The organism is Brevundimonas sp. CEF1, assembly GCF_051353055.1.
Taxonomy (GTDB): Bacteria; Pseudomonadota; Alphaproteobacteria; order Caulobacterales; family Caulobacteraceae; genus Brevundimonas.
The window spans coordinates 1092887-1117303 of sequence record NZ_CP195593.1; the positions used below are offsets into that span (position 1 = coordinate 1092887).

A 24417-nucleotide genomic window follows, 5' to 3' on the forward strand; every position below is an offset into this window, starting at 1 on the left:
CTCGGCGGGTGAAAACCCGCCAGCCCGCTTCCCTGACCGAAGAAGACATCGCCGCCGTCCGTTCGTGGGTCATCCACGAGGACGCGCACATCATCGCCTTTAACAAGCCGTCGGGCCTGTCGAGCCAGGGCGGCCGCATCCAGGCCCATACGCTGGATGACCTTTTGTGGGCCTTCGCCCGCTCGAACGGCAAGCGGCCGGAACTGGTGCATCGGCTGGACCGCGACACCTCGGGCGTCATTCTGGCGGCCAAGACCAAGCCCGCCGCCGGGTTTCTGGGCAAGGCCATGCAGATGCGCCGGTTCCAGAAGACCTATCTGGCCCTGGTGTCCGCCGCTCCTGAGCCGAAGTCGGGCCGCATCACCGCCGCCCTGCGCCGCGAGGAGATCGGGCGCGAATCCTATATGCGGGTGGTCGAGTTCGATGCGCCGGGCGCGCAGGGGGCTGTCAGCGGCTATCGCACGCTTGCGTCTAGCGAGGACGGGGCTCTGGTGGAACTGTCGCCGGAGACGGGACGGATGCACCAACTGCGGGTCCATATGGCCTCGATCGGGCGGCCTCTGGTCGGCGACGTGCGCTATGGCGGGGCCTTGACGTTTGCCGGTCGCGGCGCGCCGCGTCTGATGCTGCATGCGGCCAAGCTGTCCTTCCCGCACCCTGAAGGCGGCGAGCGGGTGACGCTGGAAGCGGCGCCGCCCGAGGACTTCATGGCCTTGAAGGCGGCGGCGGGGCTGTAGGACGCTCAGATTTCCCGCCGTCATCCTCGGGCTTGACCCGAGGATCGGACTGTCCATCTGCGCGACATCTGAATGGTCGAGTGCGCCTCTGTGCTGGATCCTCGGGTCAAGCCCGAGGATGACGGCCGTGGGGGAGGCAACGACGGCGCCTCGGCTGGCCGGTTCAGCGCCTGTTCAGCTTCACGGCGGAACATCCCGGCAGGCCCGACGCTATTCGGGCAGGGAGAAACGACATGAAACGTCTGACCTTCGGCCTGATCGCAGCCTCCGCCCTGGCGCTGAGCGCCTGCGCCAGCCTGGCGCCCTATGGCCCGCAGCAGTCGGCGGGCGGGCAGGGCTTCAATGAGCAGCGTATCGAATCCAACCGTTTCCGCGTCACCTACAACGGCGTCGGTGCGCCCGGCCCGGTGGTCGATCGTGCGTTGTTCCGCGCCGCGCAACTGACGGTCGATCAGGGCTATGACTGGTTCGAGGTGACGCAGCGCTGGATCGACGGCCGCCCCGACAGCGCCGGCGGCGTGCGTCCCAGCGTCTCCATCGGGGCAGGGTCCAGCCGATATGGCGGCTATCGTTCATCGGGCGTCGGCGTCGGCCTGGGCTTCGACCTCAGCGGGCCGCAGCCGACCTCGACTACGCTCGAGGTCGTCATGGGACGCGGCGCCAAGCCGGATCGCCCCGAGGCCTATGACGCGCGCCGGGTTCAGGACGCGATCCGCAACCGGCTGTAAGACCCCGCCGACCGCTGTCATTCCCGCGGTGTCGGTGTAGAAGCCCGGCATGACGCAATTTCTTCTTGTCGCCGCCGGCGGCGCCTTGGGGGCCATGGCCCGCTATGGGCTGGGGCTGACGGTCGGGCGCCTGGCTCCCGGCGCGGCCTGGCCGTGGGCGACCCTGACCGCCAACATCACGGGCGGTCTGCTGATGGGGCTGCTGGCCGGATGGCTGGCGCTGAAGGCGGGCGCGGGGCAGGAGAGCATCCGCCTGTTCGCCGCCGTCGGCGTGCTGGGCGGCTTCACCACCTTCTCGGCCTTTTCGCTGGAAGCGGCTTTGATGATCGAACGCCGTGAACTGGCCACGGCTTTCGTCTATGCGGTGGGTTCGGTGGTCATTTCCATCGCCGCCCTGTTCGTCGGCCTGATGATCGCGCGCAAACTGTTTACCGGAGTGGGCGCATGAGCCGCGAAGTCCAGACCCTCTATGTCGCCGAAGACGAGCACGACATCCGCCTGGACCGGTGGTTCAAGCGCCGCTGGCCGCACCTGACCCATATCCAGGTCGAGAAGATGGCCCGCAAGGGCGAGATCCGTGTCGACGGCTCGCGGGTCAAGCCGCAGGACCGCCTGACCGCGGGCGCCGCCGTGCGCGTGCCGCCGCTGCCCGAGGCCAATCCGCGCAAGCCCGGCGATCTGCATGAATTGAGCGAACGCGACGTGGCCTACGCCAAGTCGCTGGTCCTCTATGAAGACGACATGGTCATCGCTCTGAACAAGCCGCACGGCCTGGCCGTGCAGGGGGGCACCAAGACGACCAAGCACGTCGACCGCCTGCTGTCGGCCTGGGGCGAAGGGATGGATCGTCCGCGCCTGGTCCACCGTCTGGACCGCGACACCTCGGGCGTCCTGCTGCTCGGCAAGGGGCCGGAGGCGGCCAAGCGTCTGGCCGGGGCCTTCGCCCGCCGTCAGGCCAAGAAGACCTATTGGGCCATCGTCATCGGCAATCCCAAGCCGACGCACGGCCAGATCGACATGGCGTTGAAGAAGACCGGCATCAACGACTTCGAGATGATGCGTCCGGCCGATCCCAAGGACCCTAGGGGCGAACCGGCCGAGACCGCCTTCGCCACCATCAGCCGCGCCGCCCATCGCGCCGCCTGGATGGCGCTGCGCCCCTTCACCGGCCGCACGCACCAGCTGCGCGCCCACATGGCCGCCATCGGCCACCCCATCCTGGGCGATCCCAAGTATGGCGACGAGAAGTCGCGTGAGTTGTCCGGCGTGCTGAAGCTGCAGCTTCACGCTCGCCGCATCGAGCTGGACCACCCGCGCGGCGGCAAGCTGATCGTCGAGGCGCCCCTCAGCCCCGAGATGAAGGCCGGCTTCGCCCACTTCGGCTTCTCCGAGGACGAGAGCGAGGTCGATCCCTTTGAAGGGGTCAAGCGCCAGCGATGAACGGAGCGGGCGTCGATCGTCAGGCCGTCGCCGACCTGATCGCGCAGGGGCGCGATGAGGAAGCCTTGGCCTTGTTGGCCCGGGCGGCTGACGCCGACGTCGTTCGCGGTCTTCAGGCGGACATTCTCAAACGTCTGGGGCGACTAGAGGAGGCCTTGAGCCTGCGGCTGCTCCACGCCGCCGCCCGTCCGGCCAGCGTGCCGGTCCAGCATAATCTGGCGGCTCTGTTGGGCGACATGGGGCGTTTCCCCGAGGCGGAAGCCGCCGTTCGCGCCGCCCAGGCATTGGGCGGCGATGCGCCTGAAACCTGGTTGATCCTGGCGCGCGCGCTTCAAGGTCAGAACCGATACGACGAGGCGGATGCGGCCTATCGCGCCGTGCTGGCGCGCCGTCCGGGCCAGCATGATGCGGTCAAGGAACTGTGCCAGTTGATCTGGATGCGGACCGGCGATCTGGAGCAGGCCCGCGTTCCGATCGAGAGTGCGATAGCGGCGGCGCCGGGCGACGCCCTCTTGCGGATGATCCGCTCGACGCTGATGGCCTATGCGGGGGTTCCAGCCGAGCAGAACTGGCGCATCCTGACCAACGGCGCGCCGCAGGATCGCGCATCGCTGGAAATGACCGCCGCCGAGTTGATCGCGGATGTCGATCCGGCGCGGGCGCTGGATCACGCGGAACGCGCCGCGCGATTGGCGCCGAACGATCCGGCCGCCTGGTTGATTCTGGCCCGGTGCCGATTGATCTCGGGACAGGCGAGCGAAGCGGCGGACATCCTGCGCCGCTTGGCGCCCGTCGCGCCGGACGAGCAGTTGCTGTGGGCCCTGGCGGCGACGGCGGAGCGCGCCGGCGCCGAGGTCGATCCCGTCCTGCGGCTGAACGATCATGAGGCGAGCGTTCGCGGCTGGATGCTGCAAGCGCCGACCGGCTGGCCCGACCTGAAGACCTATCTGGCGGACCTGGCGAAATCCTTGCGAGCCCTGCATACGGTGAAGACCCATCCGGTTGGCCAGAGCCTGCGTCACGGCACCCAGACTCAGGTGAATCTGGAGCGGTCGGACGATCCGGCGATCAGGGCCTTTTTCCAGGCGATCGACGCGCCGATCCGTCGCCATATCGAGGCCTTGGGGCAGGGGAGCGATCCGCTGCGGCGGCGCAATCGCGGCGGATATCGCCTGGCGGGGTGCTGGTCGGTGCAGTTGGCGCCCAACGGCTTTCATGCGGCCCACGTCCATCGTCAGGGCTGGCTGTCGTCCGCCTGCTACATCGACCTGCCGGCGGCGGTGGATGGGGGCGGACGCGAAGGCTGGATCAGTTTCGGGGTTCCGCCCTTTGCCTCGGCTGTTCGCGAGCCCCTGCGGGTGGAAAAGCCGGAGCCGGGCAAGCTGGTGCTGTTCCCCTCCTATATGTGGCACGAGACCCTTCCTTTTTCGGGCGATGAAACGCGCCTGACCATCGCCTTTGACGTAGTGCCCGCATGACCCGCCCGCTCGCAGTCTTCGACATTGACGGAACCCTGGTGGACAGCCGGGCGTCCATCCACCGCGCCTGCTGCGACGCCGCGCGGGACCTGGGCCTGGCCGAGCCCTCCTATGATCGGGTGCGCCAGATCGTCGGCCTGACGCTGGACAAGGCCTTGCATGTGCTGGAGCCCGGACTGACGACCGCCGAGCTGGCGGACTTCGTCGCGGCCTTTCAGGCCAGCTTCCGCGCCATGTACGAGGCGGGGCACGAGGAGCCCCTCTATCCCGGCGTCATGGACACCTTGCGGCGACTGAAGCGCGACGGCTGGCGGCTGTCGCTGGCGACGGGGCAGAACCGGCGCGGCGTGGCCCGCAATCTGGCGCGGCCGGAGTGGAGCGAGCTCTTCCTGTCCAGCCATTGCGCCGCCGACGGTCCGGGCAAGCCCGACCCCGCCATGTTGTTCGCCGCCATGAGCGCCTGCGGGGCCGATGCGGCCTCGACCGTCATGATCGGCGACACCAGCCACGACATCCTGATGGCCCGGAACGCGGGCGTGCATCCGCTGGGCGTCGGCTGGGGTTTCCATACCCATGAGGAACAGGCGGCGGCGGGCGCCCATCATGTCGCCATCGACTGTCCTGATCTGGAGGCGGCGCTGGACCGCTTCGCCTTGACCGCCATCGCTGCCTGAGACGACCCATGTCCCACATTCCCCCGCTTGATCCCAACGTCGCCGCCCGCAAGGGCTTCCGCGAGTCCGAGGAGCGCATCAAGCGCTTCTGGACGGTCGCCGACGTGTCGCAAGACGAAGGCGGCTGGACGGTGCGTCTGGACGGGCGCACGCCCAAGACGCCGGCAGGCAACACCCTGACCCTGCCGACCGAGGCCGCCGCGCGGCTGGTGGCGGATGAATGGGCGGCGCAAGGCGAGTTCCTGCTTCCGGGAACCATGCCCGCCACCCGCCTGGCCTCGACCGCCATCGACCGGGTCAGCCAGACGCGCGAGCCGGTGGCCGCAGAGATCGCCGCCTACGCCGGGTCCGATGTCCTCTGCTATCTGGCCGAACATCCGGCGGCGCTGATTGAGCGTCAGCAGGCGGCGTGGGGGCCGTGGCGCGACTGGGCGGCCAAGGAGCTGGGCATAGAGCTGCATACCGCCGAAGGCATCATCCACCGAGCCCAGACGCCCGAGGCGCTGGAGCGGGTCAAGGCCCTGGCGCTGGAGATGGACGACCACGCCCTGACCGGGTTGGCGACGGCGGTGCCACTGTTGGGCTCGGCGGTTCTGGGGCTGGCTGTGCAGCGCGGCGCCTTGTCGGGCCAGGCGGCGTTGGAGCTGTCGCGTCTGGACGAAGCCTTCACCGAGGAACGCTGGGGCGTGGACGAGGAAGCGGCCGCTCGCGTCGCTGCGCATCGTGACGAGGCCATGCTGCTGGACCGGTGGTTCCGGGCTCTGGCCCTATAACTTTCCGAGTTGGAAAATTATAACTTGCCTGAATGGAAAGTGACGGATATTCTTTCCGCATTGGAAAGTGAGGTTTCGTCATGTCGCAGGATCAGCAGACCCCTCAAGAGGCCCTCGCGTCGATAAGGGAAGCGCGCGCCAGCTTCGCGCCCTCCATGAACTACCCCATTGGATATGATCTGGCTTACGGCGCGGTGTGCGGTCTGCTGGTGGCGGGGCAGGGGATGCCGCAGCTCTGGTCGCTGTTGGTCTTGCCGGTCGCGCTGGGCGGACTGGCCGTCATGGTGATGTGGTGGCGCAGGAAGTTCGGTTGGTGGGTCAGCGGCTACTCGCCCAAACGCGCGCGCTGGGCGGCGTTCGGCTTGCTGACGGTTTTCCTGGGTCTGATCGGTCTGTCCCTTTACGGGCGGTTGGTCGGACCGTGGTGGCTGTTCATGGTGTCGGGCGTATTGGGCTTTATCGCCGCCATCGTGGGCAGCCGGGTGTGGCTGGCCGTCTGGCGTCGGGAGTTGGCGGAGGCGGTTGAATGAGCACGCCGCCCATTTTCGACCCTGTCATCCATGCGCCGGGACGGTTGCAGATCTGCGCCCTGCTGTCGGGGATCGACGACGCTGAGTTCGCCATGATCCGCGATCGGCTGGAGGTGTCCGACTCTGTCCTGTCCAAACACCTGAAACAGTTGGAGGAGGCAGGCTATGTCGCGCTGCGCAAGGCGGCGACGGCGGGCCGTCAGCGGACGTGGATCAGCCTGACCTCGGCAGGCAGGAAGGCGTTCGCCAGCCACGTGCTCGAACTGAACCGACTGGCCGGGATTGCGCTGACCTGAACGGTCAGCCCGCCGAGCCGCTGATCAGGGCCTCGCGCTCCTCGGCGCTGATCATCCGCCATTTGCCCTCGGGCAGGTTGTTCAACTGGATCGGGCCGACGCGGATGCGCAGCAGGTCGACGACCTCCAGATCGACCATTTCGCACATGCGGCGGATCTGACGGTTGCGGCCTTCGGTCAGGATGAAGCGCAGGCGGTTCTGCTCCATGCGTGAGACCTTGGCGTATTTCAGGATGCGCCCGTCCAGCATCAGGCCGCGCCGCAGCAGGGCCAGCTTCTTTTCGGTCACGTCGCCTTCGACGCGGACCAGGTATTCCTTGTCCAGATGCGATTGCGGGCCGATCACGGCCTTGGCCACGACCCCGTCCGACGACAGTAGCAGCAGGCCGCGCGAATCCTCGTCCAGACGGCCGATGGGGGGCAGGGAGGCGTCCTCGGCGGGCACGACGCCCTCGCCGACGCGGTTGACCTCGGTCAGCAGGCGCACGGCGGGGATCTTGTCCGGCTCGGGCTGGCCCGAGACATAGCCCAGCGGCTTGTGCATCAGGATGGTGACGCCGGATGCCAGGGCGGCTTCGCCCCGGTCGTTGAGGGTCAGGGTCTGGCCCGGTTCGATCTTGCGGCCTGCGTCGGTGACGCTCTCGCCGTCGATGCTGACCATGCCGGCGGCGATCAAGGCTTCGGCCTCGCGGCGCGAGCAGACGCCGGTCTGCCCCAGCCACTTGTTGATGCGGACCGGCTCGAGGCCGTCATAGGTGCGGGTGAAAGCCATGAAATCCGTCCTTGCCGATGGCGCTCTGTAGAAGGCGGGAGGGCGGGCAGGCAAGCGCTGGATCGAGCGATGTTCGCATAGATTTCGATCACCGTTTCTGAATATCGCTGAGATCAGATGATCCAGCGCCGACATTGACCCTCAGCGCTGGCGGACTATATGTTCAGTCACCCCATCGAACTGATCCAGATCGCGTCCGGCCGCGCCGTGACGCGGCGATTCCCGTTTTCAGTTCCACGTCAGGGGCGTTTCGCCTGATCCATTCTGAACTGGCGAACGAATATTGAACGACAACCTTCGAAGGAGACGTCTTGTACGCTCAACGTAACACCTCGACCGCACCCCGCCCTCGTCAGGGCTTCAACCGGCCCGCGCCCGTGCGTCTGCGCATGGCCCTGATCATGCGCAGCCGCATGGATTTCGGTCCACTGGGCGACATGGAGACGGCGCTGCGCTTTGACGGCGTGTCCCTGGCCCCGGTCTCGACCGGCGACGCCAGTCTGGTCAGCGGCGGCGTGACCGTGCTGGCGACCGCGACGGCGGACGACATCAGCGGCGGACGGGTCAAGGGCGTGGTGGCGCCGGGCGGTGCGACGGATGAGGCGGGCGTGGCTCAGGTGAAGGCGCTGCTGGCGTTGGCCAAGACGCAGGGCCTGCCGGTCCTGGCCTTTGGCGAGGGCGTGGCCTTGGCGGCAGAAGTCTATGGCGTGGCGGCGGAGGCGCCGGGCGCCGTCTTCCAGGGCGACAAGGTCGCGTTGATCAATGATCGCGCCCAACTGTCGGCGGTGGTTGCGACCATTTCCTGATCGCGGGCGCCTGCTCGAAAGGCGCTGATCAGGTTCGTCTGAAGATCAGGCTGATGTTGTTGGCGGGCATGTCCGTCCGCAACGTCAGCGTCAGGCCGTGCGACTTGGCCAGGACCGTGACCGCGTCCCGGTCGCGCAGGCCCCAGGCCGGGTCGCGCGCCTTCAGGCTGATGTCAAAGGCTTCGTTGGACGGGGCCAGAGGGACCTCGGGCTCGCGATAGGGGCCATAGAGATAGAGCAGGCCGCCGGGCCGGGGCAGGGCGCGCTCGGCCAGCTTCATCAGTCCCTCGGTCGCCGCCCAGGGGCTGATGTGGACCATGTTGATGCAGACGACGGCGTCGAACTGCGCCTCGGGCCAGGTCGCCTCGTCCTGACAATCCAGCGCCAGCGGCGCCTGAAGTCGCTCCGTCGCGACCTCGGCGGCCCAGGCGGCGATGCTGGCGCGCGCGTCCGCGCTGGGGTCGCTGGGCGTCCAGTCCAGGCCGGGCAGGGCGCCGGAGAAGAAGACCGCGTGCTGGCCTGAGCCGGAAGCGATTTCCAGAACCCGCCCGCTTTTGGGCAGATGGGCGCGCAGCAGGTGCAGGATCGGTTCGGCATTGCGAAGCGAGGCCGGGGAGGCCAGGGCTCCGTCAGGACGGGCGGTCAGGGTGTCCATGGTGCGCATCCGACTGTGGTATCGCCACTCGGCGCGACGGGCGACCGGAAAACATGCTGCGATGCAGCAATTTTATTCCGAGCAGGGTGAATTCCGGCAACGGTTGACCTTGCGTCGCCTCTGGTGGCATTGCGCCTGTAACAGGGCGTGATCGGCGCCCGACTCGCCACGACGGCGTCAGATCGTCGGGCGGCACGGTTCAGGAGACCATAGTTGTGACTGCAGACGTATCGATTCCGGGACTCTATCCCGCGCCGACCGAGCACAAGGGCCTGGTCGCCTGGGTCGCCCAGATCGCGGCCCTGACCAAGCCGGACCGGGTCCACTGGTGCGACGGTTCGGAAGCCGAAAAATCGGCCATCATCGCCGACCTGATCGGCAAGGGCACGCTGAAGGAACTGGATCAGGCCAAGCGCCCCGGCTGCTACTACGCCGCTTCTGACCCCAAGGACGTGGCCCGCGTCGAGAGCCGCACCTTCATCTGCTCGGAAGACGAGGCCGACGCCGGCCCGACCAATAACTGGGCCGATCCGATCGAGATGCGCGACCGCCTCGACGGCCTGTTCGACGGCTGCATGAAGGGCCGGACGATGTATGTCGTTCCCTTTTGCATGGGCCCGCTGGGCTCCAAGATCTCCGCCCTGGGCGTCGAGATCACCGACAGCGGCTATGTGGCCGTGTCGATGGGCGTCATGACCCGCATGGGCAAGGGCGCGCTGGACATGCTGGGCGCCGACGGCGTCTTCGTTCCCGCCGTGCACACCCTGGGCGCGCCCCTGGCTGAAGGTCAGGCCGATGTGCCGTGGCCCTGCAATGACGACAAGTGGATCGTCCACTTCCCCGAAACGCGCGAAATCTGGTCCTACGGCTCGGGCTACGGCGGCAACGCCCTGCTGGGCAAGAAGTGCTACGCCCTGCGCATCGCCTCGATCATGGCTCGTGACGAGGGGTGGCTGGCCGAGCACATGCTGATCCTCAAGCTGACCAGCCCCGAGGGCGTGTCCAAATACGTGGCCGCCGCCTTCCCGTCGGCCTGCGGCAAGACCAACCTGGCCATGCTGCAACCGGCGCTGGCGGGCTGGAAGGCCGAGACGGTCGGCGACGACATCGCCTGGATGCGTTTCGGCGACGACGGTCGTCTGTACGCCGTGAACCCGGAAGCGGGCTTCTTCGGCGTGGCTCCGGGCACCAGCCGCAACACCAACCACAATGCGCTCGAGACCCTGGCGAAGAACACCATCTTCACCAACGTCGCCCTGACCGCCGACGGCGACGTCTGGTGGGAAGGCCTGACCAAGGAAGCGCCGGCTGGCCTGACAAACTGGAAAGGTCAGCCGCACGATCCGGCCTCTGGCGAGCCCGCCGCTCACCCCAACGCCCGCTTCGCCGCCCCCGCCGGTCAGTGCCCGGCCATCGCGCCCGAGTGGGAAGACCCGGCGGGCGTGCCGATCGACGCCATCCTGTTCGGTGGTCGCCGCGCCTCGGCCGTGCCGCTGGTGACGGAAGCCTTTGATTGGGAGCACGGCGTCTTCATGGGCTCGACCGTGGCCTCGGAAGGCACCGCCGCCGCCGAGAACAAGGTCGGCGAGCTGCGCCGCGACCCCTTCGCCATGCTGCCCTTCTGCGGCTACAACATGGGTGACTATTTCGGCCACTGGCTGAAGCTGGGCGAGAAGGCCGACGCCGCCAAGCTGCCGCGCCTCTTCTTCGTCAACTGGTTCCGCAAGAACGAGGACGGCAAGTTCGTCTGGCCGGGCTTTGGCGACAACGCCCGCGTGCTGAAGTGGATCGTCGAGCGTCTGGACGGCAAGGCCGAGGCCGTGGACACCCCGGTCGGCCGTCTGCCGACCAAGGCGGCGCTGGACCTGTCGGGTCTGAGCCTGTCGGACGCCGACCTGAAGATCCTGCTGGACGTCGACGCCGAGGTCTGGACCGAGGAAGCGGCCCTGATCCCCGCCTTCTACGAGAAGTTCGGCGATCGTCTGCCCAAGGCCCTGTGGGGCCAGCACGCGGCCCTGACCAAGCGTCTGGAAGAGGCGCGCGCCGCCAAGCTGGCCGCCGAGTAAGACAAAAGCCGGGTTGAAATCGGGGCGCGGGAGGTCGAAGGACAGCCCGTGCCCCTTTTCAATTCTCAAGACATACTGGTGGTCGGCGCGGGCGTTCTAGGCCTGTGCACGGCGGCGGAACTGGCCCGGCGGGGCCATGCGGTCACCGTGGTTGATCCGGGAGGTCTGAACGCCTCGGGTGTTGCGGCGGGCATGATCGCCCCGGCGATGGAAAGCGCCGTCGACGACCTGAGCCCGGATCATGCTGAACTGCTGCGGCGCGGTCGCGACGCCTGGAGCGCGTTCGCGGCGGCGACGGGCGTCGCGCTGGATCGCGACCCGGCCGAGTGGCGCGGTGGGAATGTCGAAGCTCTGGCAGAGCGTCTGGCGGCCCTGGGCTTTACGCATGAGTACGACCGCGATGCGGGGCGGCTGACGACGCACGAAGACTGGAAGGTTGAGCCGGGACAGGCGCTGACGGCGCTGGGCCGAGGCGTTCGCTTGATCGAGGGCCGTGCAACGGGGCTGACGCGTGAGGGCGCGCGCTGGCGCGTCGAGACGACGGCGGGTCCAGTTGAGGCCGATCAGGTCGTGCTGGCGACCGGGGCGGCTGAGGCGATGGCGGGCCTGCCTGAGGATTTGGTGCGCCTGCTGGGCTTGATCACGCCGATCCGGGGGCAGATCGGTCTGGTGAGCGAGCGGCTGGTCGATCATGTCGTGCGCGGGCCCGGCGCCTATGTCGCGCCCATGGGACAGGGCTGCGTGATCGGGGCCACGATGGAGGCGGGCGAGCGGTCGTTGACGCCCGATCCCGAACGCTGCGCCCAGATGCTGGCGGCGGCCTGGGCCGTGCTGGGCCGGACGCCGCGTCCGCTTCAGATCGAGTGGCGCGCCGGGGTGCGCGGAGCCACGCCCGACGGCCTGCCCATGGCGGGGGCTGTGGGGCAGGGATTGCACCTGGCCCTGGGGCCGCGCCGCAACGGCTGGCTGCTGGGGCCGCTGGTGGCGGGCGTGGTGGCTGACGAAGTCGAGGGCCGGTCCTCGAAAGAACCGACCCTCGCCCCCCGTCGCTTTACCTAGCCGTCGAGCCTACTCGGGCAGGGTGAAGCGAATGGCCATGCTGACGCGGGCGCCGTCGACGGCCTGACCATCGACCGTGCGCGGGCTGAGACGGAAGTAGCGCGTCAGGCCCAGGGCCGCCCGCCCGAAGCCCTGATTGCCCGGCGTTTCCGAGGCGACCGAACAGCCGGTCAGGCTGCCGTCCACCTTGACCAGGCAGGACAGGTTGGCCACGCCGCTGACGCCGCGCGCCTCGGCGTTGGAGGGGTAGGCCCGCATCATCTGCTCGGCCGATGGCTTCCTGACCCAGTCGGGGTTGGTGATGACCGGCGGTGTCCGCACCGGCTCGGCGCTAACCGCCGTGCCGGTCGAAGGCTCGCTGGCGGGCGCGGTGATGTTGATGGCCGGTCCGGCGTCAATCGAGGTGACGGGTGCGATCGGAACCGGCAGCGGCGCCACGTTGGACGGAATGACCGTCTCGGGCCGGTGGATCGGCGGAGTCGGCGCCGGAGGAACCTTGGGCGTGATGGTCGGTTCCGGCGGCTTGGGCATGGGCAGGATGTCGATGCGCGTGATCGGCCCCTCGCTTTCCACGGGAATGTCCGCCAACTCGAACCGCTGATTATAGAGCCACACCCCGGCGCCGACGTGGACCAGGGCCGACACCCCGATGGCCGCCCACATCCAGCGCGGGATCGGCTTTTTCCGTTCGGCGAAATCGATAGGGCTGACCAGTCCGGGCCCGCCCGCGGTTCTCATCATCATGGCCTTCAACGCCTCCTGTCGTCGGCCCTCCCCAGCGCCCACGAGATGAAGTTCGCGCCAGGCTTGCGGCTTTATTGCGGCGCTTGTTTATTAGGCATTCATTAACCTTGGTTAGCGACCGTCAACCATATGAGCGTAGGAGCGATTCCATCGTCTGGCGGGGTTGAGGCGGCCATTCGGCGTGCGTCCAGCACGACCGGCGTGGACTTTGACTTCCTGATGAAGACGGCGCGTCGTGAAAGCGCGATGAACCCCTCCGCGCGGGCCTCGACCTCGTCCGCCTCGGGCCTGTTCCAGTTCATCGAGCAGACCTGGCTGGCCACGGTGAAGCAGCACGGCGCCAAGCACGGCTACGGCCAGTACGCCGACCTGATCCAGCGCGGCGACGACGGGCGGTGGCGGGTGCAGGGCTCGGCCCGCAACGTGGTGCTGGACCTGCGTTTCGACGCCCAGGCGGCCTCGACCATGGCGGCGGAGCTGACGGCCTCCAACGCCGCCTATCTGCGTGGTCGCACGGGACAGGAGCCGGGCGCCGGCGACCTCTACGCCGCCCACTTCCTCGGCCCGGCGGGCGCCGCCAAGCTGATGGAGGCCATGCAGTCGCGGCCGGGCGCCAGCGCGGCGTCGCTCTTCCCCGACGCGGCCTCGGCCAATCGTTCGATCTTCTATCGCAATGGCCGCCACGCCACGGTGGCCGAGGTTCACGCCAACCTGCAGCGCACAGCGGGCGAGGGCGCGCCGGCGTCGGGCGTCGGGTCGGCGCCGAAGAGCGCCATGCCGGACCTGAGCGAAAAGGACCGCATGCTGGCGGCGCGTCTGGATCGGCTGAAACAGGACCAGAGTTTGCTGGCCCTGCTGCTGGGCCAGGATGGTCAGGGCGGCAAGAGCAGCGGCTTCGGCGGGGCCTTCGCGCCGCCTGCCGAGACCTCTGTCTGAACGAACGTAGTTTCGCCTCACTCCTAACGAGGCGTTAACTATGTAAAGCTAAGCGTGACGATTGATTCTTCGCCCGCCTAGCTCATGAGCTCCTTGCATGACCGCCTACCGCGCCCGACTGACGGAAAGCGACATCCGGCGCCTGATCAAGTCTGATGCGGAAGACGAGCGCGCGGCGGCGGCGCACAAGCTGTGCCGCAGCATCGACCGGATGCCTCTGGACGAGGCGGATCGAGCGGCGGCGCAGAAAATCCTGACGGTCATGGCCAATGATACGGCTGAGTTGGTGCGCCGCGCCCTGGCGGTGACGTTGAAGTCCTCCGACCTGATGCCGCGCGAGGTGGCCCGTCGCCTGGTGGCTGACGTGGACAGCGTCGCCCTGCCCATCATCACCAGTTCGCCGGTCTTTACCGATGACGACCTGATCGAGATCGTTCGCGCCGGTTCGGCCGTGCGCCAGAACGCGGTGGCGTCGCGTCATCGCGTGCCCCGCGATGTGGCGACGGTGCTGGCCGCAGAGGGCGGCGTGTCGGCGGTGCGCGCCCTGGCGGCCAACGACAACGCCGACATTTCCGAAGCGGCCCTGGGCGTGGTGATCGACCGCTTCGGCCAGACGTCCGAGATCGTGGCCGCCATCGCCTATCGTCAGGTCCTGCCGCTGTCGGTGACCGAACGGCTGGTGGCCCTGGCCAGCGACGCCGTGCGCGAGCACCTGGTGACGCGTCATGCGGTGGCGCCCGAGACCGCCATCCAGTTCGCCCATTTCGCGCGCGAGCGGGCGACGGTCGATCTGGTGGATCAGGCGCGGGTCAGCAACGACCTGCCGGCCTTTGTCGCCGGGTTGAACGCCCGCAAGGCGTTGAATGCGTCTCTGTTGCTGCGGGCGCTGGCGCGGGGGCAGATGGCCCTGTTCGAGCACGCCCTGGCGGAACTGACCGGCACGCCGCATCATCGGGCCTGGCTGATGGTGCATGACGCCGGGCCCCTGGGGCTGAAGGCCATTTATGACCGCGCGGGGCTGCCGCCGCGTCTGTTCCAGGCCTTCCGCGCGGGCGTCGACACCTGGCGCGCCTTGCAGGCCGAAGGCGGCGACACGGCCAGCGACGACTTCCGCCAGCGGATGCTGGAGCGTTTCCTGAGTCAGCGCCCCAATACCTCGCGCGACGATCTGGCCTATCTGATGGAGCGGCTGGACCGTCCGGCGGCTCAGGGCGCGGAGGCCGCCGTCAGCGCCGCCTGATCAACTGCCAGGCATGAAAAAAGGCGCCCCCGGCATCGGCGGCGCCTTTTCCTTTGTCTGTTTTCGAACGTCAGGCCAGGTGGTCGGCGACGCGCGCTTCCAGCGTCTCGGCCAGTTCGCGGCCGACCGGGTGCTCGTCGGTCTGGATCTCGTCGCGGACTACGGCGCGGATAGCGTCGATGTGGGCGTCGAGAATGGCCATCGGGGCCTGCATTCGCTTGTCAGCGTCGTCCATCATGCGACACAGCGAACCGGCGATGCGGGTGACCAGCGGATACTGATAGGTGGCGCCCAGGCCCTTCAGGTCGTGAGCGCGGAAATAGAGGGCCTCGGCCGTCTCGGGCGTATAGCCCTTGGCGCGGATGTCGGCCTGGGCCTGATCCAGCTTGACGATCTCGTCATTCAGCCACTGGCCGAACTGGGCCGACATGGCCTTGAGGGCGGCCTCGGCCTTGGCGATGGCGTCGGCGTCGATGCCCCCGAAGCCGCCGACCTTGGCGCGCAGAGGGTTGGGCGGACGAATGACCTGGGGAGGGTTGCTCACGTGACGGGCTCCTGAACTCTTGAGGTCAGTTTACGCGACCGAGCCTTAAAAACCCGTGACGTTTCAGCTGGCGAATTGCTCGGTCATGACGCGTTCCTCGAAGGAGCGTCCGGCGTCGAACAGCATGGTCAGGCTGATGTCGCGACGCTCGCGCACCTCGACTCGGCTGACGCGGCGAACCTCGAAATTATCGGCCGTGGCGCTGACAGGCCGCTTGTCCGGCTCCAAGACCTCGAAACGCACTCGCGCCGTGTGCGACAGCAAGGCGCCGCGCCACCGTCGGGGACGGAAGGCGCTGATCGGCGTCAGGGCCAGGCTGGGGGCGTCAAGGGGGATGATCGGACCGTGCGCCGACAGGTTGTAGGCGGTCGATCCCGCAGGCGTGGCCACCATGCAGCCGTCGCAGCTCAACTCCTCCAGCCGCACCTTGTCGTTGATGCTGACGCGCAGCTTGGCGGTCTGGCGCGTCTGACGCAGCAGCGAGACCTCGTTGATGGCCAGGCCGCTATGGACCTCGCCGCCCTCGACCCAGGCGTCCATCTGCAGCGGATGGATGACGGTGCGGTCGGCCTCTGCCAGGCGGGCCGGCAGGTCGTCCTCGTCATAGTCATTCATCAGGAAGCCGACCGAGCCGCGGTTCATGCCGTAAACCGGGGTGCGGAGCTGCAGGTTGTTGTGCAGGGTCTCCAGCATGAAGCCGTCGCCGCCCAGGGCCACGATGACGTCGGCCTGGGCCACCGGAACCGAGCCGTAGCGCTCGGTCAGCCGCACCCGCGCCGCCTCGGCTTCGGGGCGGTCGCTGGCGACGAAGGTCAGGGCGAGGGGGGCGGAGGTGTTCACGCCTTCACGCAAGCTGAGCGGAGCCCCTGTGTCAAACGGAAGCGCCGTCGACATCGGCCATCAAGAGACGAAATTCATAGGCGGCTTGATCAGCGGACCGTTCGGCCAGACGCCAGGCGGAGCTGTCGGGATCGCGCGGGAAGCCTTTGTTCAGCTTGCGGATTTCGGTCAGAATCGCTGGGAAGGCGGCGCGATCCAGTCCCACCGCGATGCAGGCCAGGAAGAGGGGGCGCGCCGTATCGCCGCCGAGGGCGTGCAGAACCTGTGACACCTCGAACCGGCCCAGGGTGGCCAGGCCGTGGGCGAAGACGCCCAGCTTTTCCTCGCGCAGGGCGCGGATCAGATAGGCGGGGCGAAGCTGACCCGCGGCATGAAGCTTGGCCACCAGCCGGGCGTCGACGTCTTCGGTGGCGGGCAGGGCGGCCACGGTCTTCCACTCGACGGCCGCGCCGTGATGGGCGGCGGCCTGGACCGCCTCGGCCAGTCGTTCGGGGTTGAGGGTGAAGCGATCGCTGATCGCCTGGCGCAGCGCCTCGCCGACCCATTGATACAGGCGCAGGGCCAGGGTCTCGTCCAGTGACGGGTGGCGGGTCAGCGGCGCGCGCAGGGCGGCCAGTTGTCGCGACCGCGCGACCAGGTCGGCGAAGGCGGCGGTTTCGATGCGAGCGCTGCGGTTGGTGGCCAGGGCGGTCATCACGGCCGGGTCGCCGCCGGCGACGATGGCGCGCGCCACGGCTGCGCCGATGTCGGGGCGCAGGGCGACCTGAATCTGATGCTCGATCGAACAGTCGGCCAGAAGCTGCAACAGGTCGTCGTCCAGCAGCAGGGGGCTGGCGGCGATCACCGGGCGGGCGATGTCGATTTCGTCGGCGGCCAGCATCCGCACCAGGGCGGCGGGGGGCCAGTCGGCCTTCGCCAATCGCTGGGCCAGGGTCCGACGGATTTCACGCTCGGCGTCGCGGGTCAGGGCGATGAAGATGTCGGCCAGAGCCTCGGGCGCGCCGCCATGAGCGCCGGCGGATTCATAGAGGCCGGCGATCCCTGTCAGCAGACGGTTCTGATCGTCGGGCGAGCGCTTCTTGGCCAGGTCCAGCAACTGGTTCAGCCCGGACAGGGGAACCGCCTGCGAGGGCTTGGCCGAGTCTAGCGGAACGACTGTGGGCACCGGCGGCTCCGCGGATCAAAAAAAGGCGACCGCCTTGGCCGCGCGTCATCATCGGTCGCGGGCGTGAAAACAGGGTTAATGAAATCCTTCCGAGGCTAACGCGGGTCGCTTGACGGCGGCGCGAGGCGGGGCGACCTTCAACCGAACAATGATAAGGGAGGTCGTCATGGCGGACGGATCGACGTCGTCGCTGAAATCGCGGGTGTCCGAGGCCGAGTGGCAGGTGCGGGTCGAACTGGCGGCGCTTTACCGCCTGGTGGCCTTGCACGGGTGGGACGACATGATCTTCACCCATATCTCGGCCCGCGTGCCCGGACCGGAACACCACTTCCTGATCAATCCCTACGGCTGGTATTTCGACGAAATTACAGCCTCTTCCCTGGTGAAAGTCGATCTGGACGGCAGCATCGTCCAGGAGACGACCAACTTCATCAATCCGGCCGGATTCACCATTCACTCGGCCGTGCATGCGGCGCGTGACGACGCCAAATTCGTCATCCACCTGCACACGGTGAGCGGTGTCGGCGTGGCGGCCCAGAAGGAGGGTCTGCTGCCCGTCAGCCAGAACGCCTGCCTGCTGCAGCATCAGATCGCCTACCACGGCTATGAAGGTCTGGCGCTGAACCATGACGAGCGCGAGCGGCTGGTGGCGGACTTGGGCGACAAGCCGCTGATGCTGCTGCGCAACCACGGCACGATGGCGGTGGGCGAGACGGCGGCTCAGGCCTGGGTCGGGATCTTCTTCCTGGAGCGGGCTTGCGCCCAGCAGGTGGCGGCCCTGTCGGGCGGGCGCGAGAACGTGCTGATCGCCCCGGACGCCGCCCAGGCCGAGACCAAGGACCAGGGGCGCGGCATCGGCTTCGTCTCCGCCCTGGCCTGGCCTGGCGCCCTGCGTCAACTGGAACGAAAATCACCGGGCTACGACGTGTGAAGGCGGTCGGGGGGCTGATCGGACTGGGGTTGGCGGCGGTTGGGGCGACGCCGGCCGACGCCGGGGCCTGGAACCTGCCAAAAGGGCAGGGGCAGGCGATCCTGAAATACGAGGACATGCGCGCCGATGAGGCCTTTGGCCCGTTCGGCGGCCGCTTCGACCTGCCCGGCGGGCGGGTCGACCGCACCGCCTCCATGCTGGTCGAATATGGCGTGACCGACCGGTTGACCCTGCAGGTCAAGGGCGAGTGGCAGCAGGGGCGCGACGCCTATGTCGACTTCGACGGGCGCGGTCCGCTGGAGATCGGAGCGCGTTGGCAGGTCTATCGCGACCCAGACAATGTGGTGGCGGTCTATGCCGGCTACGCCCAGGGCGGCGAGGGGCGCAACGCAGGCTATGCGCCGCCGGGGGCCGGCGACAGCGATTGGGAACTTCGCGTGATGGGCGGCCGTAGCTGGAGCGAGCCACGCACCTTCGTCGAGGCCCAACTGGCGCGTCGCTGGCGCAGCGGCCTAACCGACGAGGTGCGAATGGACGTGACCGCGGGCGTGCATCTGGGGCAGGACTGGATGGTGATGGGGCAGATGTTCGCCGGCGTGACGGACAAGGCCCCCGACGGCGCCAGCGCGGGCTGGCTGTCGCTCGAAGGTTCGGCGGTGCGTCGGTTCGGCGACTGGAGCGTTCAGGCCGGTTGGCGACACGCGGTGGCGGGGCACGAAATCGCCATATCGCGCGGGCCGATTATTGGACTCTGGCGGCGTTTTTAGACCGCCTTGCCGCGACGGAACTCCGGCGGTTCCACGTTACAGATACTTTATTTGCGTAACGGCCATGACCCGCTAAGCGGGACCGCTTGTTGTCGGGGAGACTGCGTCGCGTGTTCAAACGCCATTTTTTCATCATAGCGGCGGCGTGTCTGGTGGGGCTGATGGTCCTGGCGGCGGTCCTGAAGATCACCCTGGCGGACGACAAGGGCGGCGCAGGCGGACCCGGTCGGGGCGGTCCCGGCGGCGGGCGGGGTCAGGCCGTGGCCGAGGCCATCGCCGCCCCGCGTGAGTTCGCCGATCAGATCCGCGTCCTAGGCGTGGCGCGCAGCAAGCGCTCGGTCAACATCACCTCCAACACGACTGAACTGATCACCCGCGTCATGTTCACCGACGGTCAACGCGTCGCGGCGGGCACGCCGCTGGTGGAACTGCAGGCGCGCGAGGAAGACGCCGACCTGATCCAGGCCCGCGCGCAGCTGGCCCAGGCCCAGCGTGAATATGATCGCTACAAGATCCTGGCCGAACGCGGCGTCGCGCCGCGCGTCACCGCCGAAACCGCCGAGACCGCGCTGCAAACCGCTCGCGCCGCCGTGGCGGCGTCGGAAGCCCGTCGCGGCGACCGCATCCTGCGCGCGCCCTTCGCCGGGGTTCTGGGCCTGACGACGGTGACGCCGGGCACCCTGATCTCGCCCGGATCGGTCATCACCACCCTGGACGACACCAGCGCCATCCGCGTCGATTTCCCCCTGCCGGAACGCTACCTGGGCGCGCTGCAGGTCGGCACGCCGCTGAGCGCCAGCGCCGACGCCTATGCAGGCGAGACCTTTGACGGCCGCATCGCCCTGTTGGATACGCGCGTCAACGAACAGACCCGCGCCGTTATCGCCCGCGCCGAGTTCGCCAACCCCGGCAATCGCATCCGCCCCGGCATGATGATGCGCGTCGCCGTGCATCAGGGCCGCCGCCAGAGCCTGTCGGTGCCCGAAGCCGCCGTTCAGTATGAGGGGCAGGGCGCCTTCGTCTATCGCATCGCGCGCGGCGAGAACGGCACGACCGCCCAGCGCGTCGAGGTGCAGACCGGCGCCGTCGAGGGCGGCTTCGTCGAGATCCTGTCGGGTCTGGACAACAATGATCACGTGGTCGCCTCGGGCCTGAACCGCATCCAGCCCGGCGCGCCTGTCACCGTCGGCGGCGCGGCCCAGCCCAAGGGCGCCGCGAACACGGCTCAGGCGGCGCGCCCATGATGCTGTCCGATGTTTCGGTCCGCCGTCCCGTCTTCGCGGCGGTCGGGGCCATCGTCCTGTGCGTCATCGGCCTGGCGGCCTTCTTCTTCCTGCCGGTGCGTGAGCTGCCGGACGTCGATCCGCCGATCGTCTCGGTCAACACCAGCTACGCCGGCGCCTCAGCCGAGGTGATCGAAAGCCGGATCACCGAGCCGATCGAGCAGCAGATCGCGGGCATCCAGGGCGTCGAGCGCATCAACTCGACGAGCCGTGACGGCCGCTCCAATGTGAACATCGAGTTTTCGCTGGATCGCAACATCGACGACGCCGCCAACGACGTTCGTGACCGCATCTCGCGCGTCGTCGGCCGTCTGCCGGATCAGGCCGACCCGCCCGAGGTGGCCAAGGCCGACTCGGACAGTCAGCCCATCATCATCATGTTCCTGCGCTCCACGACGATGAACCGTCTGGAGCTGACGGACTACGCCGACCGCTATCTGGTGGACCGCTTCGCCACCGTGCCGGGCGTGGCCCAGGTGCAGATCTACGGCGAGCAGCGCTACGCCATGCGTATCTGGCTGGACGCCGCCGCCATGGCCGCGCGCGGCCTGACCGTCAGCGACGTCGAGACGGCCCTGACCAATCAGAACGTCGAACTGCCCGCCGGCTCGCTGGAGTCGGCGCAGAAGGACTACACCGTCCGCGTGGCTCGCACCTATGCGCGGCCCGCCGACTTCGCCCAGTTGCCGATCGGCACGCGCGGTTCGGCCTCGACGGCGACGGGAGCGCAAAGCTCCGGCACGTTGGCGGCGGCGTCCACCTCCATGACCAACGGCGTGACCGGCGCCCTTGTGGGCAACGCCGCCTATGTCACGCGCCTGGGCGACATCGCCCGGATCGAAGAGGCCCCCGCCGAGGCGCGGCGCCTGTTCCGCGGCAACGGCATCGATCAGATCGGTCTAGCCGTCACCCGTCAGGCCCAGTCCAACGACCTGGCCATTTCCGAGGGCGCCCGCGCCCTGATGGAGCAGATCAAGCCGACGCTGCCGCCCGGCACCACGCTGGAGGTCGGGTCCGACAACTCGGTCTTCACCTCGCACGCCATCGACGAGGTCTGGATCACCATCGGCATCTCCATGGCCCTGGTGGCCCTGGTCAACTTCATCTTCCTGGGCAGCCTGCGGGCGGCGGTCATCCCCTCGGTGGTGGCGCCCATCTGTCTGCTGGCGACCTTCATCGTCCTGGCGCCCCTGGGTTTCTCGCTGAACCTTCTGACCCTGCTGGCCCTGGTTCTGGCCATCGGCCTGGTGGTGGATGACGCCATCGTCGTGGTCGAGAACATTCAGCGCCGTCTGGATCATGGCGAGCCGCCGCTGGTGGCCGCTGAGCGCGGCGCGCGTCAGGTCTTCTTCGCCGTGGTGGCGACGACCGTGGTCCTGCTGTCGGTGTTCGCGCCCCTACTGTTCCTGCCTGGCTATGTCGGACGTCTGTTCGTCGAACTGGCGGCGGCCATCGCGGCGGCCGTGGCCTTCTCGGCCTTCCTGGCGCTGAGCCTGTCGCCTATGCTGGCGTCCAAGATCCTGAAGCCGGCCGAGAGCAACGGCTGGCTGGCGCGCCGCGTCGATCGGGCCATGGACGCGCTCAAGAACTCCTACGCCAACTCGCTGAACGCCCTGCTGGGTCGCCGCGCCGCCGTGGGCGGGGTGGTGGGCCTGATCATCCTGGTCGCGGCGGGGGCCGGGGGCATCTTCCTGGTCCTGCCCAATGAACTGGTTCCGAACGAGGATCGCGGCCGGGTCACTTTGCGGGTGTCCGGTCCCGAAGGCGCCGGCTTTGACTACACCCGCAAGATCATGCTGGGTCTGGAGCCCATCCTGGCCGAGTATCGTGAAAGCGGCGAGGCGGCCAACTATCTGGTGTCCTCGCCCGGCTTCGGCGGCGGCAGCTACAACTCCGGCAACGGGGTGCTGAACCTGTCCGACTGGTCGGAGCGCACCCGCTCAGCCGACGAGATCGCCCAGGAACTGAACGGCAAGCTGCGCGGCCAGACCGACGCCCAGGTCAACGCCTCGACCCCCGGCGCCTTCCAGCGGGGCGGCGGCAACTCCAACTCGGTCGAGATGATCGTGACGGGCGCCGAATACGGCCCGATCTACAACTGGCTGCAGCCCATCCTGGCGGCGGCGCAGGAGAATCCCGGCTTCTCGCGCCCGCGCCTCAACTATGAGCCCAATGCGCCGCGCCTGCTGGTCGACGTCGACCCGCAGAAGGCGGCGGCCCTGGGCGTATCCTCGCAGCAGATTGGTCGTGCGCTCGAGACCATGTTCGGATCGCGTCGCGCCACCACCTACATCAAGGGGGGGCAGGAATACGACGTCATCCTGCAGACCGATCGCGACAACCGTCGCGGCGTGGCGGACCTTGAGGCCCTCTATGTCTCGACCGGGGCGGGGCAACTGGTGCCGCTGTCGGCGGTGGTCACGACCCAGACCTCGGGCGACACGCCCGACCGTCGTCGTCTGGACCGCCAGCGGGCCATCACCCTGCAGGCGGACCTGAATCCCGGCACCACCATCGACGACGCCGTGGCCTTCCTCAACGCCGAGGTGGCCAAGCAGCCTCAGGGCCTGGCGACGATCCGCTGGGGCGGCGCGGCGCGGGATCAGCAGGAGGCGGGCAGCGCCGTGGGCTGGGCTTTCGCCCTGGCTCTGCTGCTGGTCTTCCTGGTGCTGGCGGCTCAGTTCGAGAGCTGGATCACGCCGGCGGTCATCATGCTGACCGTGCCTCTGGCGGCGGCGGGCGGCCTGTTCGGCCTGTTGATGGCGGGCTCCAGCCTGAACATCTACAGCCAGATCGGTCTGATCATCCTGATCGGGGTGGCGGCCAAGAACGGCATCCTGATCGTCGAGTTCGCCAACCAACTGCGCGATCAGGGCCGGTCGATCCGCGAGGCGATCATCGAGTCGTCGAGCTTGCGTCTGCGCCCGATCATCATGACCTCGATCGCCACCGCCTTCGGCGCTTTGCCGCTGATGCTGTGGCAAGGCGCGGGCGCGGGCAGCCGCCAGACCATCGGCGTGGTCATCTTCACCGGAGCGATCTTCGCCACCATGCTGACCCTGTTCGTGGTGCCGGTGATCTATGGCGTTCTGGCGCGCTTCACCAAGTCGCCGGAATACACTGCGCGCAAGATCGAGGAATGGGAGGCCCAGGAGATCGCCGAGGGCAAGACGCCGGACATGACGCCGGGGTGAGCGTCACGGGCCAGTGAATCCTTCTCCCCTTGCGGGAGAAGGTGGCGGCCGCAGGCCGACGGATGAGGGGTTGCGCCACACGTTGATCCGAGACCCGCAGCCGCCGTCGCGCAACCCCTCATCCGACCTCGCTCCGCTCGGCCACCTTCTCCCGCAAGGGGAGAAGGGAAGGGTCACTCGCCCGTCGGCTTGTAGCCCGTCTCGACCTTCAGGAAGGCGATGACGTCGCGGCGGTCCGTGGCGTCGCGCAGGCCGGCGAAGGTCATCTTGTTGCCGGGCAGGAAGGTCTTAGGGTTTTCCAGCCAGTGGTCCAGCTTGTCGGCGTCCCAGGTGAATCCGGCCGAGCGCAGGGCGTGGGAATAGCTGTATTTGTCCAGGGCGCCGGCCTGACGACCGAAGACGCCGTACAGGTTCGGTCCCGCCATGTTCGGTCCGCCGGGCGTGATGGTGTGGCAAGAGCGGCAACGGGCGAAGGCGCGACGGCCGTTCTCCAGGTCGCCGGCGTTGTAGGGGGCGGGCAGGGCGGCCAGCATGGCGGCCTTTTCAGCCTCGGTCGGCGCGGGCGGGGGCGGAGCCTTGGGCGGCGCATCGGCGGCGGGGGCGGCGTTGTCGCCGCAGGCGGCCAGGGCCAGGGCGGCGCTCAGGACAGCGATAAGGGTCGGGGCGGTGCGCAAGGGGGACTCCATTTGAGCGAACTCCATAGGCCAGTCGCCCTTGATAGCCGATGGGCGTTTGGTCGCAACGGCGCCGGTTATCGTT

Annotated in this window: 25 protein-coding genes; 18 read left to right on the top strand and 7 right to left on the bottom strand. The window is 68.2% G+C overall.

The features are described from left to right. Positions 1 to 8: 8 nt before the first annotated feature. The 9 genes from ACR9FL_RS05685 to ACR9FL_RS05725 all read left to right on the top strand — a co-directional run bounded on the left by ACR9FL_RS05685 (position 9) and on the right by ACR9FL_RS05725 (position 6656). Positions 9 to 737 (top strand): RluA family pseudouridine synthase, encoded by a 729-nt coding sequence (locus ACR9FL_RS05685; protein ID WP_436357622.1) that lies wholly within the window; start codon positions 9 to 11, stop codon positions 735 to 737. 233 nt (positions 738 to 970) lie between these two features. After that, the gene (locus tag ACR9FL_RS05690; protein ID WP_296174977.1) at positions 971 to 1465 is read left to right on the top strand and encodes a CC0125/CC1285 family lipoprotein; all 495 of its coding nucleotides are present in this window, start codon (positions 971 to 973) and stop codon (positions 1463 to 1465) included. 49 nt (positions 1466 to 1514) lie between these two features. Then, on the top strand, positions 1515 to 1913 hold the full coding sequence (gene crcB / locus ACR9FL_RS05695) for a fluoride efflux transporter CrcB (protein WP_436357624.1): 399 nt from the start codon (positions 1515 to 1517) through the stop codon (positions 1911 to 1913). Beyond that, positions 1910 to 2905 (top strand): RluA family pseudouridine synthase, encoded by a 996-nt coding sequence (locus tag ACR9FL_RS05700; protein ID WP_296174973.1) that lies wholly within the window; start codon positions 1910 to 1912, stop codon positions 2903 to 2905. Before crcB ends, ACR9FL_RS05700 begins: the two co-directional genes overlap by 4 nt. After that, positions 2902 to 4383, top strand: a complete 1482-nt coding sequence (locus ACR9FL_RS05705) for a putative 2OG-Fe(II) oxygenase (RefSeq protein WP_436357626.1) — start codon at positions 2902 to 2904, stop codon at positions 4381 to 4383. The genes ACR9FL_RS05700 and ACR9FL_RS05705 overlap by 4 nt, the downstream gene beginning before the upstream one ends. Further along, positions 4380 to 5057, top strand: a complete 678-nt coding sequence (locus tag ACR9FL_RS05710) for an HAD-IA family hydrolase (protein ID WP_436357628.1) — start codon at positions 4380 to 4382, stop codon at positions 5055 to 5057. Before ACR9FL_RS05705 ends, ACR9FL_RS05710 begins: the two co-directional genes overlap by 4 nt. A gap of 8 nt (positions 5058 to 5065) precedes the next feature. Further along, a complete protein-coding gene (locus tag ACR9FL_RS05715; RefSeq protein WP_436357629.1) occupies positions 5066 to 5830 on the top strand; it encodes an ATP12 family chaperone protein in 765 nt (254 codons plus the stop codon). A gap of 155 nt (positions 5831 to 5985) precedes the next feature. After that, positions 5986 to 6360, top strand: coding sequence for a hypothetical protein (locus ACR9FL_RS05720; RefSeq protein ID WP_436357631.1), 375 nt, complete (start codon positions 5986 to 5988; stop codon positions 6358 to 6360). Beyond that, positions 6357 to 6656: a transcriptional regulator gene (locus tag ACR9FL_RS05725; protein ID WP_296174960.1), complete on the top strand. Its 300-nt coding sequence runs from the start codon at positions 6357 to 6359 to the stop codon at positions 6654 to 6656. Before ACR9FL_RS05720 ends, ACR9FL_RS05725 begins: the two co-directional genes overlap by 4 nt. A gap of 4 nt (positions 6657 to 6660) precedes the next feature. On the opposite strand, the gene ACR9FL_RS05730 is transcribed toward ACR9FL_RS05725, so the two are convergent. Further along, positions 6661 to 7428: a pseudouridine synthase gene (locus ACR9FL_RS05730; protein WP_436357633.1), complete on the bottom strand. Its 768-nt coding sequence runs from the start codon at positions 7426 to 7428 to the stop codon at positions 6661 to 6663. Positions 7429 to 7739: 311 nt separating this feature from the next. Here ACR9FL_RS05730 and ACR9FL_RS05735 point away from each other — a divergent pair, with 311 nt between their 5' ends. Next, a complete protein-coding gene (locus tag ACR9FL_RS05735) occupies positions 7740 to 8234 on the top strand; it encodes a hypothetical protein (protein ID WP_436357635.1) in 495 nt (164 codons plus the stop codon). A 28-nt stretch (positions 8235 to 8262) separates the two neighbouring features. Here the strand turns inward: ACR9FL_RS05735 and ACR9FL_RS05740 are convergent, their stop codons facing one another. Continuing rightward, positions 8263 to 8889: a DUF938 domain-containing protein gene (locus ACR9FL_RS05740; RefSeq protein ID WP_436357636.1), complete on the bottom strand. Its 627-nt coding sequence runs from the start codon at positions 8887 to 8889 to the stop codon at positions 8263 to 8265. Between the two features lie 215 nt (positions 8890 to 9104). Here ACR9FL_RS05740 and ACR9FL_RS05745 point away from each other — a divergent pair, with 215 nt between their 5' ends. Beyond that, the gene (locus tag ACR9FL_RS05745; RefSeq protein WP_436357638.1) at positions 9105 to 10955 is read left to right on the top strand and encodes a phosphoenolpyruvate carboxykinase (GTP); all 1851 of its coding nucleotides are present in this window, start codon (positions 9105 to 9107) and stop codon (positions 10953 to 10955) included. A gap of 48 nt (positions 10956 to 11003) precedes the next feature. Next, the gene (locus ACR9FL_RS05750; protein ID WP_436357640.1) at positions 11004 to 12014 is read left to right on the top strand and encodes an NAD(P)/FAD-dependent oxidoreductase; all 1011 of its coding nucleotides are present in this window, start codon (positions 11004 to 11006) and stop codon (positions 12012 to 12014) included. Positions 12015 to 12023: 9 nt separating this feature from the next. Here ACR9FL_RS05750 and ACR9FL_RS05755 read toward each other — a convergent pair whose 3' ends face one another. Further along, positions 12024 to 12758: a TonB family protein gene (locus tag ACR9FL_RS05755; RefSeq protein ID WP_436357642.1), complete on the bottom strand. Its 735-nt coding sequence runs from the start codon at positions 12756 to 12758 to the stop codon at positions 12024 to 12026. 129 nt (positions 12759 to 12887) lie between these two features. Between ACR9FL_RS05755 and ACR9FL_RS05760 the strand changes: the two genes are divergently transcribed. After that, positions 12888 to 13694, top strand: a complete 807-nt coding sequence (locus ACR9FL_RS05760; RefSeq protein WP_436357644.1) for a transglycosylase SLT domain-containing protein — start codon at positions 12888 to 12890, stop codon at positions 13692 to 13694. A gap of 97 nt (positions 13695 to 13791) precedes the next feature. Beyond that, positions 13792 to 14934 (top strand): DUF2336 domain-containing protein, encoded by a 1143-nt coding sequence (locus ACR9FL_RS05765; RefSeq protein WP_436357645.1) that lies wholly within the window; start codon positions 13792 to 13794, stop codon positions 14932 to 14934. A gap of 70 nt (positions 14935 to 15004) precedes the next feature. Here the strand turns inward: ACR9FL_RS05765 and ACR9FL_RS05770 are convergent, their stop codons facing one another. From ACR9FL_RS05770 to ACR9FL_RS05780, 3 genes are all read right to left on the bottom strand, one after another. Next, positions 15005 to 15478, bottom strand: a complete 474-nt coding sequence (locus tag ACR9FL_RS05770; protein ID WP_436357647.1) for an Hpt domain-containing protein — start codon at positions 15476 to 15478, stop codon at positions 15005 to 15007. Positions 15479 to 15541: 63 nt separating this feature from the next. Further along, positions 15542 to 16318 (bottom strand): NAD kinase, encoded by a 777-nt coding sequence (locus tag ACR9FL_RS05775; RefSeq protein WP_436357649.1) that lies wholly within the window; start codon positions 16316 to 16318, stop codon positions 15542 to 15544. Positions 16319 to 16349: 31 nt separating this feature from the next. Then, on the bottom strand, positions 16350 to 17483 hold the full coding sequence (locus tag ACR9FL_RS05780) for a DUF2336 domain-containing protein (RefSeq protein ID WP_436357651.1): 1134 nt from the start codon (positions 17481 to 17483) through the stop codon (positions 16350 to 16352). Positions 17484 to 17649: 166 nt separating this feature from the next. Here ACR9FL_RS05780 and ACR9FL_RS05785 point away from each other — a divergent pair, with 166 nt between their 5' ends. The 4 genes from ACR9FL_RS05785 to ACR9FL_RS05800 all read left to right on the top strand — a co-directional run bounded on the left by ACR9FL_RS05785 (position 17650) and on the right by ACR9FL_RS05800 (position 23658). Then, the gene (locus tag ACR9FL_RS05785; protein ID WP_436357653.1) at positions 17650 to 18414 is read left to right on the top strand and encodes a class II aldolase/adducin family protein; all 765 of its coding nucleotides are present in this window, start codon (positions 17650 to 17652) and stop codon (positions 18412 to 18414) included. Continuing rightward, positions 18411 to 19181 carry a hypothetical protein gene (locus ACR9FL_RS05790; RefSeq protein ID WP_436357655.1) on the top strand — a complete coding sequence of 257 codons (771 nt, stop codon included), beginning with the start codon at positions 18411 to 18413 and terminating at the stop codon, positions 19179 to 19181. Before ACR9FL_RS05785 ends, ACR9FL_RS05790 begins: the two co-directional genes overlap by 4 nt. Positions 19182 to 19291: 110 nt before the next feature. Beyond that, on the top strand, positions 19292 to 20425 hold the full coding sequence (locus tag ACR9FL_RS05795) for an efflux RND transporter periplasmic adaptor subunit (RefSeq protein ID WP_436357657.1): 1134 nt from the start codon (positions 19292 to 19294) through the stop codon (positions 20423 to 20425). Next, complete coding sequence (locus tag ACR9FL_RS05800; RefSeq protein WP_296174992.1) at positions 20425 to 23658, top strand: efflux RND transporter permease subunit; 3234 nt, start codon at positions 20425 to 20427, stop codon at positions 23656 to 23658. Before ACR9FL_RS05795 ends, ACR9FL_RS05800 begins: the two co-directional genes overlap by 1 nt. Before the next feature lie 173 nt (positions 23659 to 23831). On the opposite strand, the gene ACR9FL_RS05805 is transcribed toward ACR9FL_RS05800, so the two are convergent. Beyond that, positions 23832 to 24344, bottom strand: coding sequence for a c-type cytochrome (locus ACR9FL_RS05805; protein ID WP_436357659.1), 513 nt, complete (start codon positions 24342 to 24344; stop codon positions 23832 to 23834). Positions 24345 to 24417: the final 73 nt, after the last annotated feature.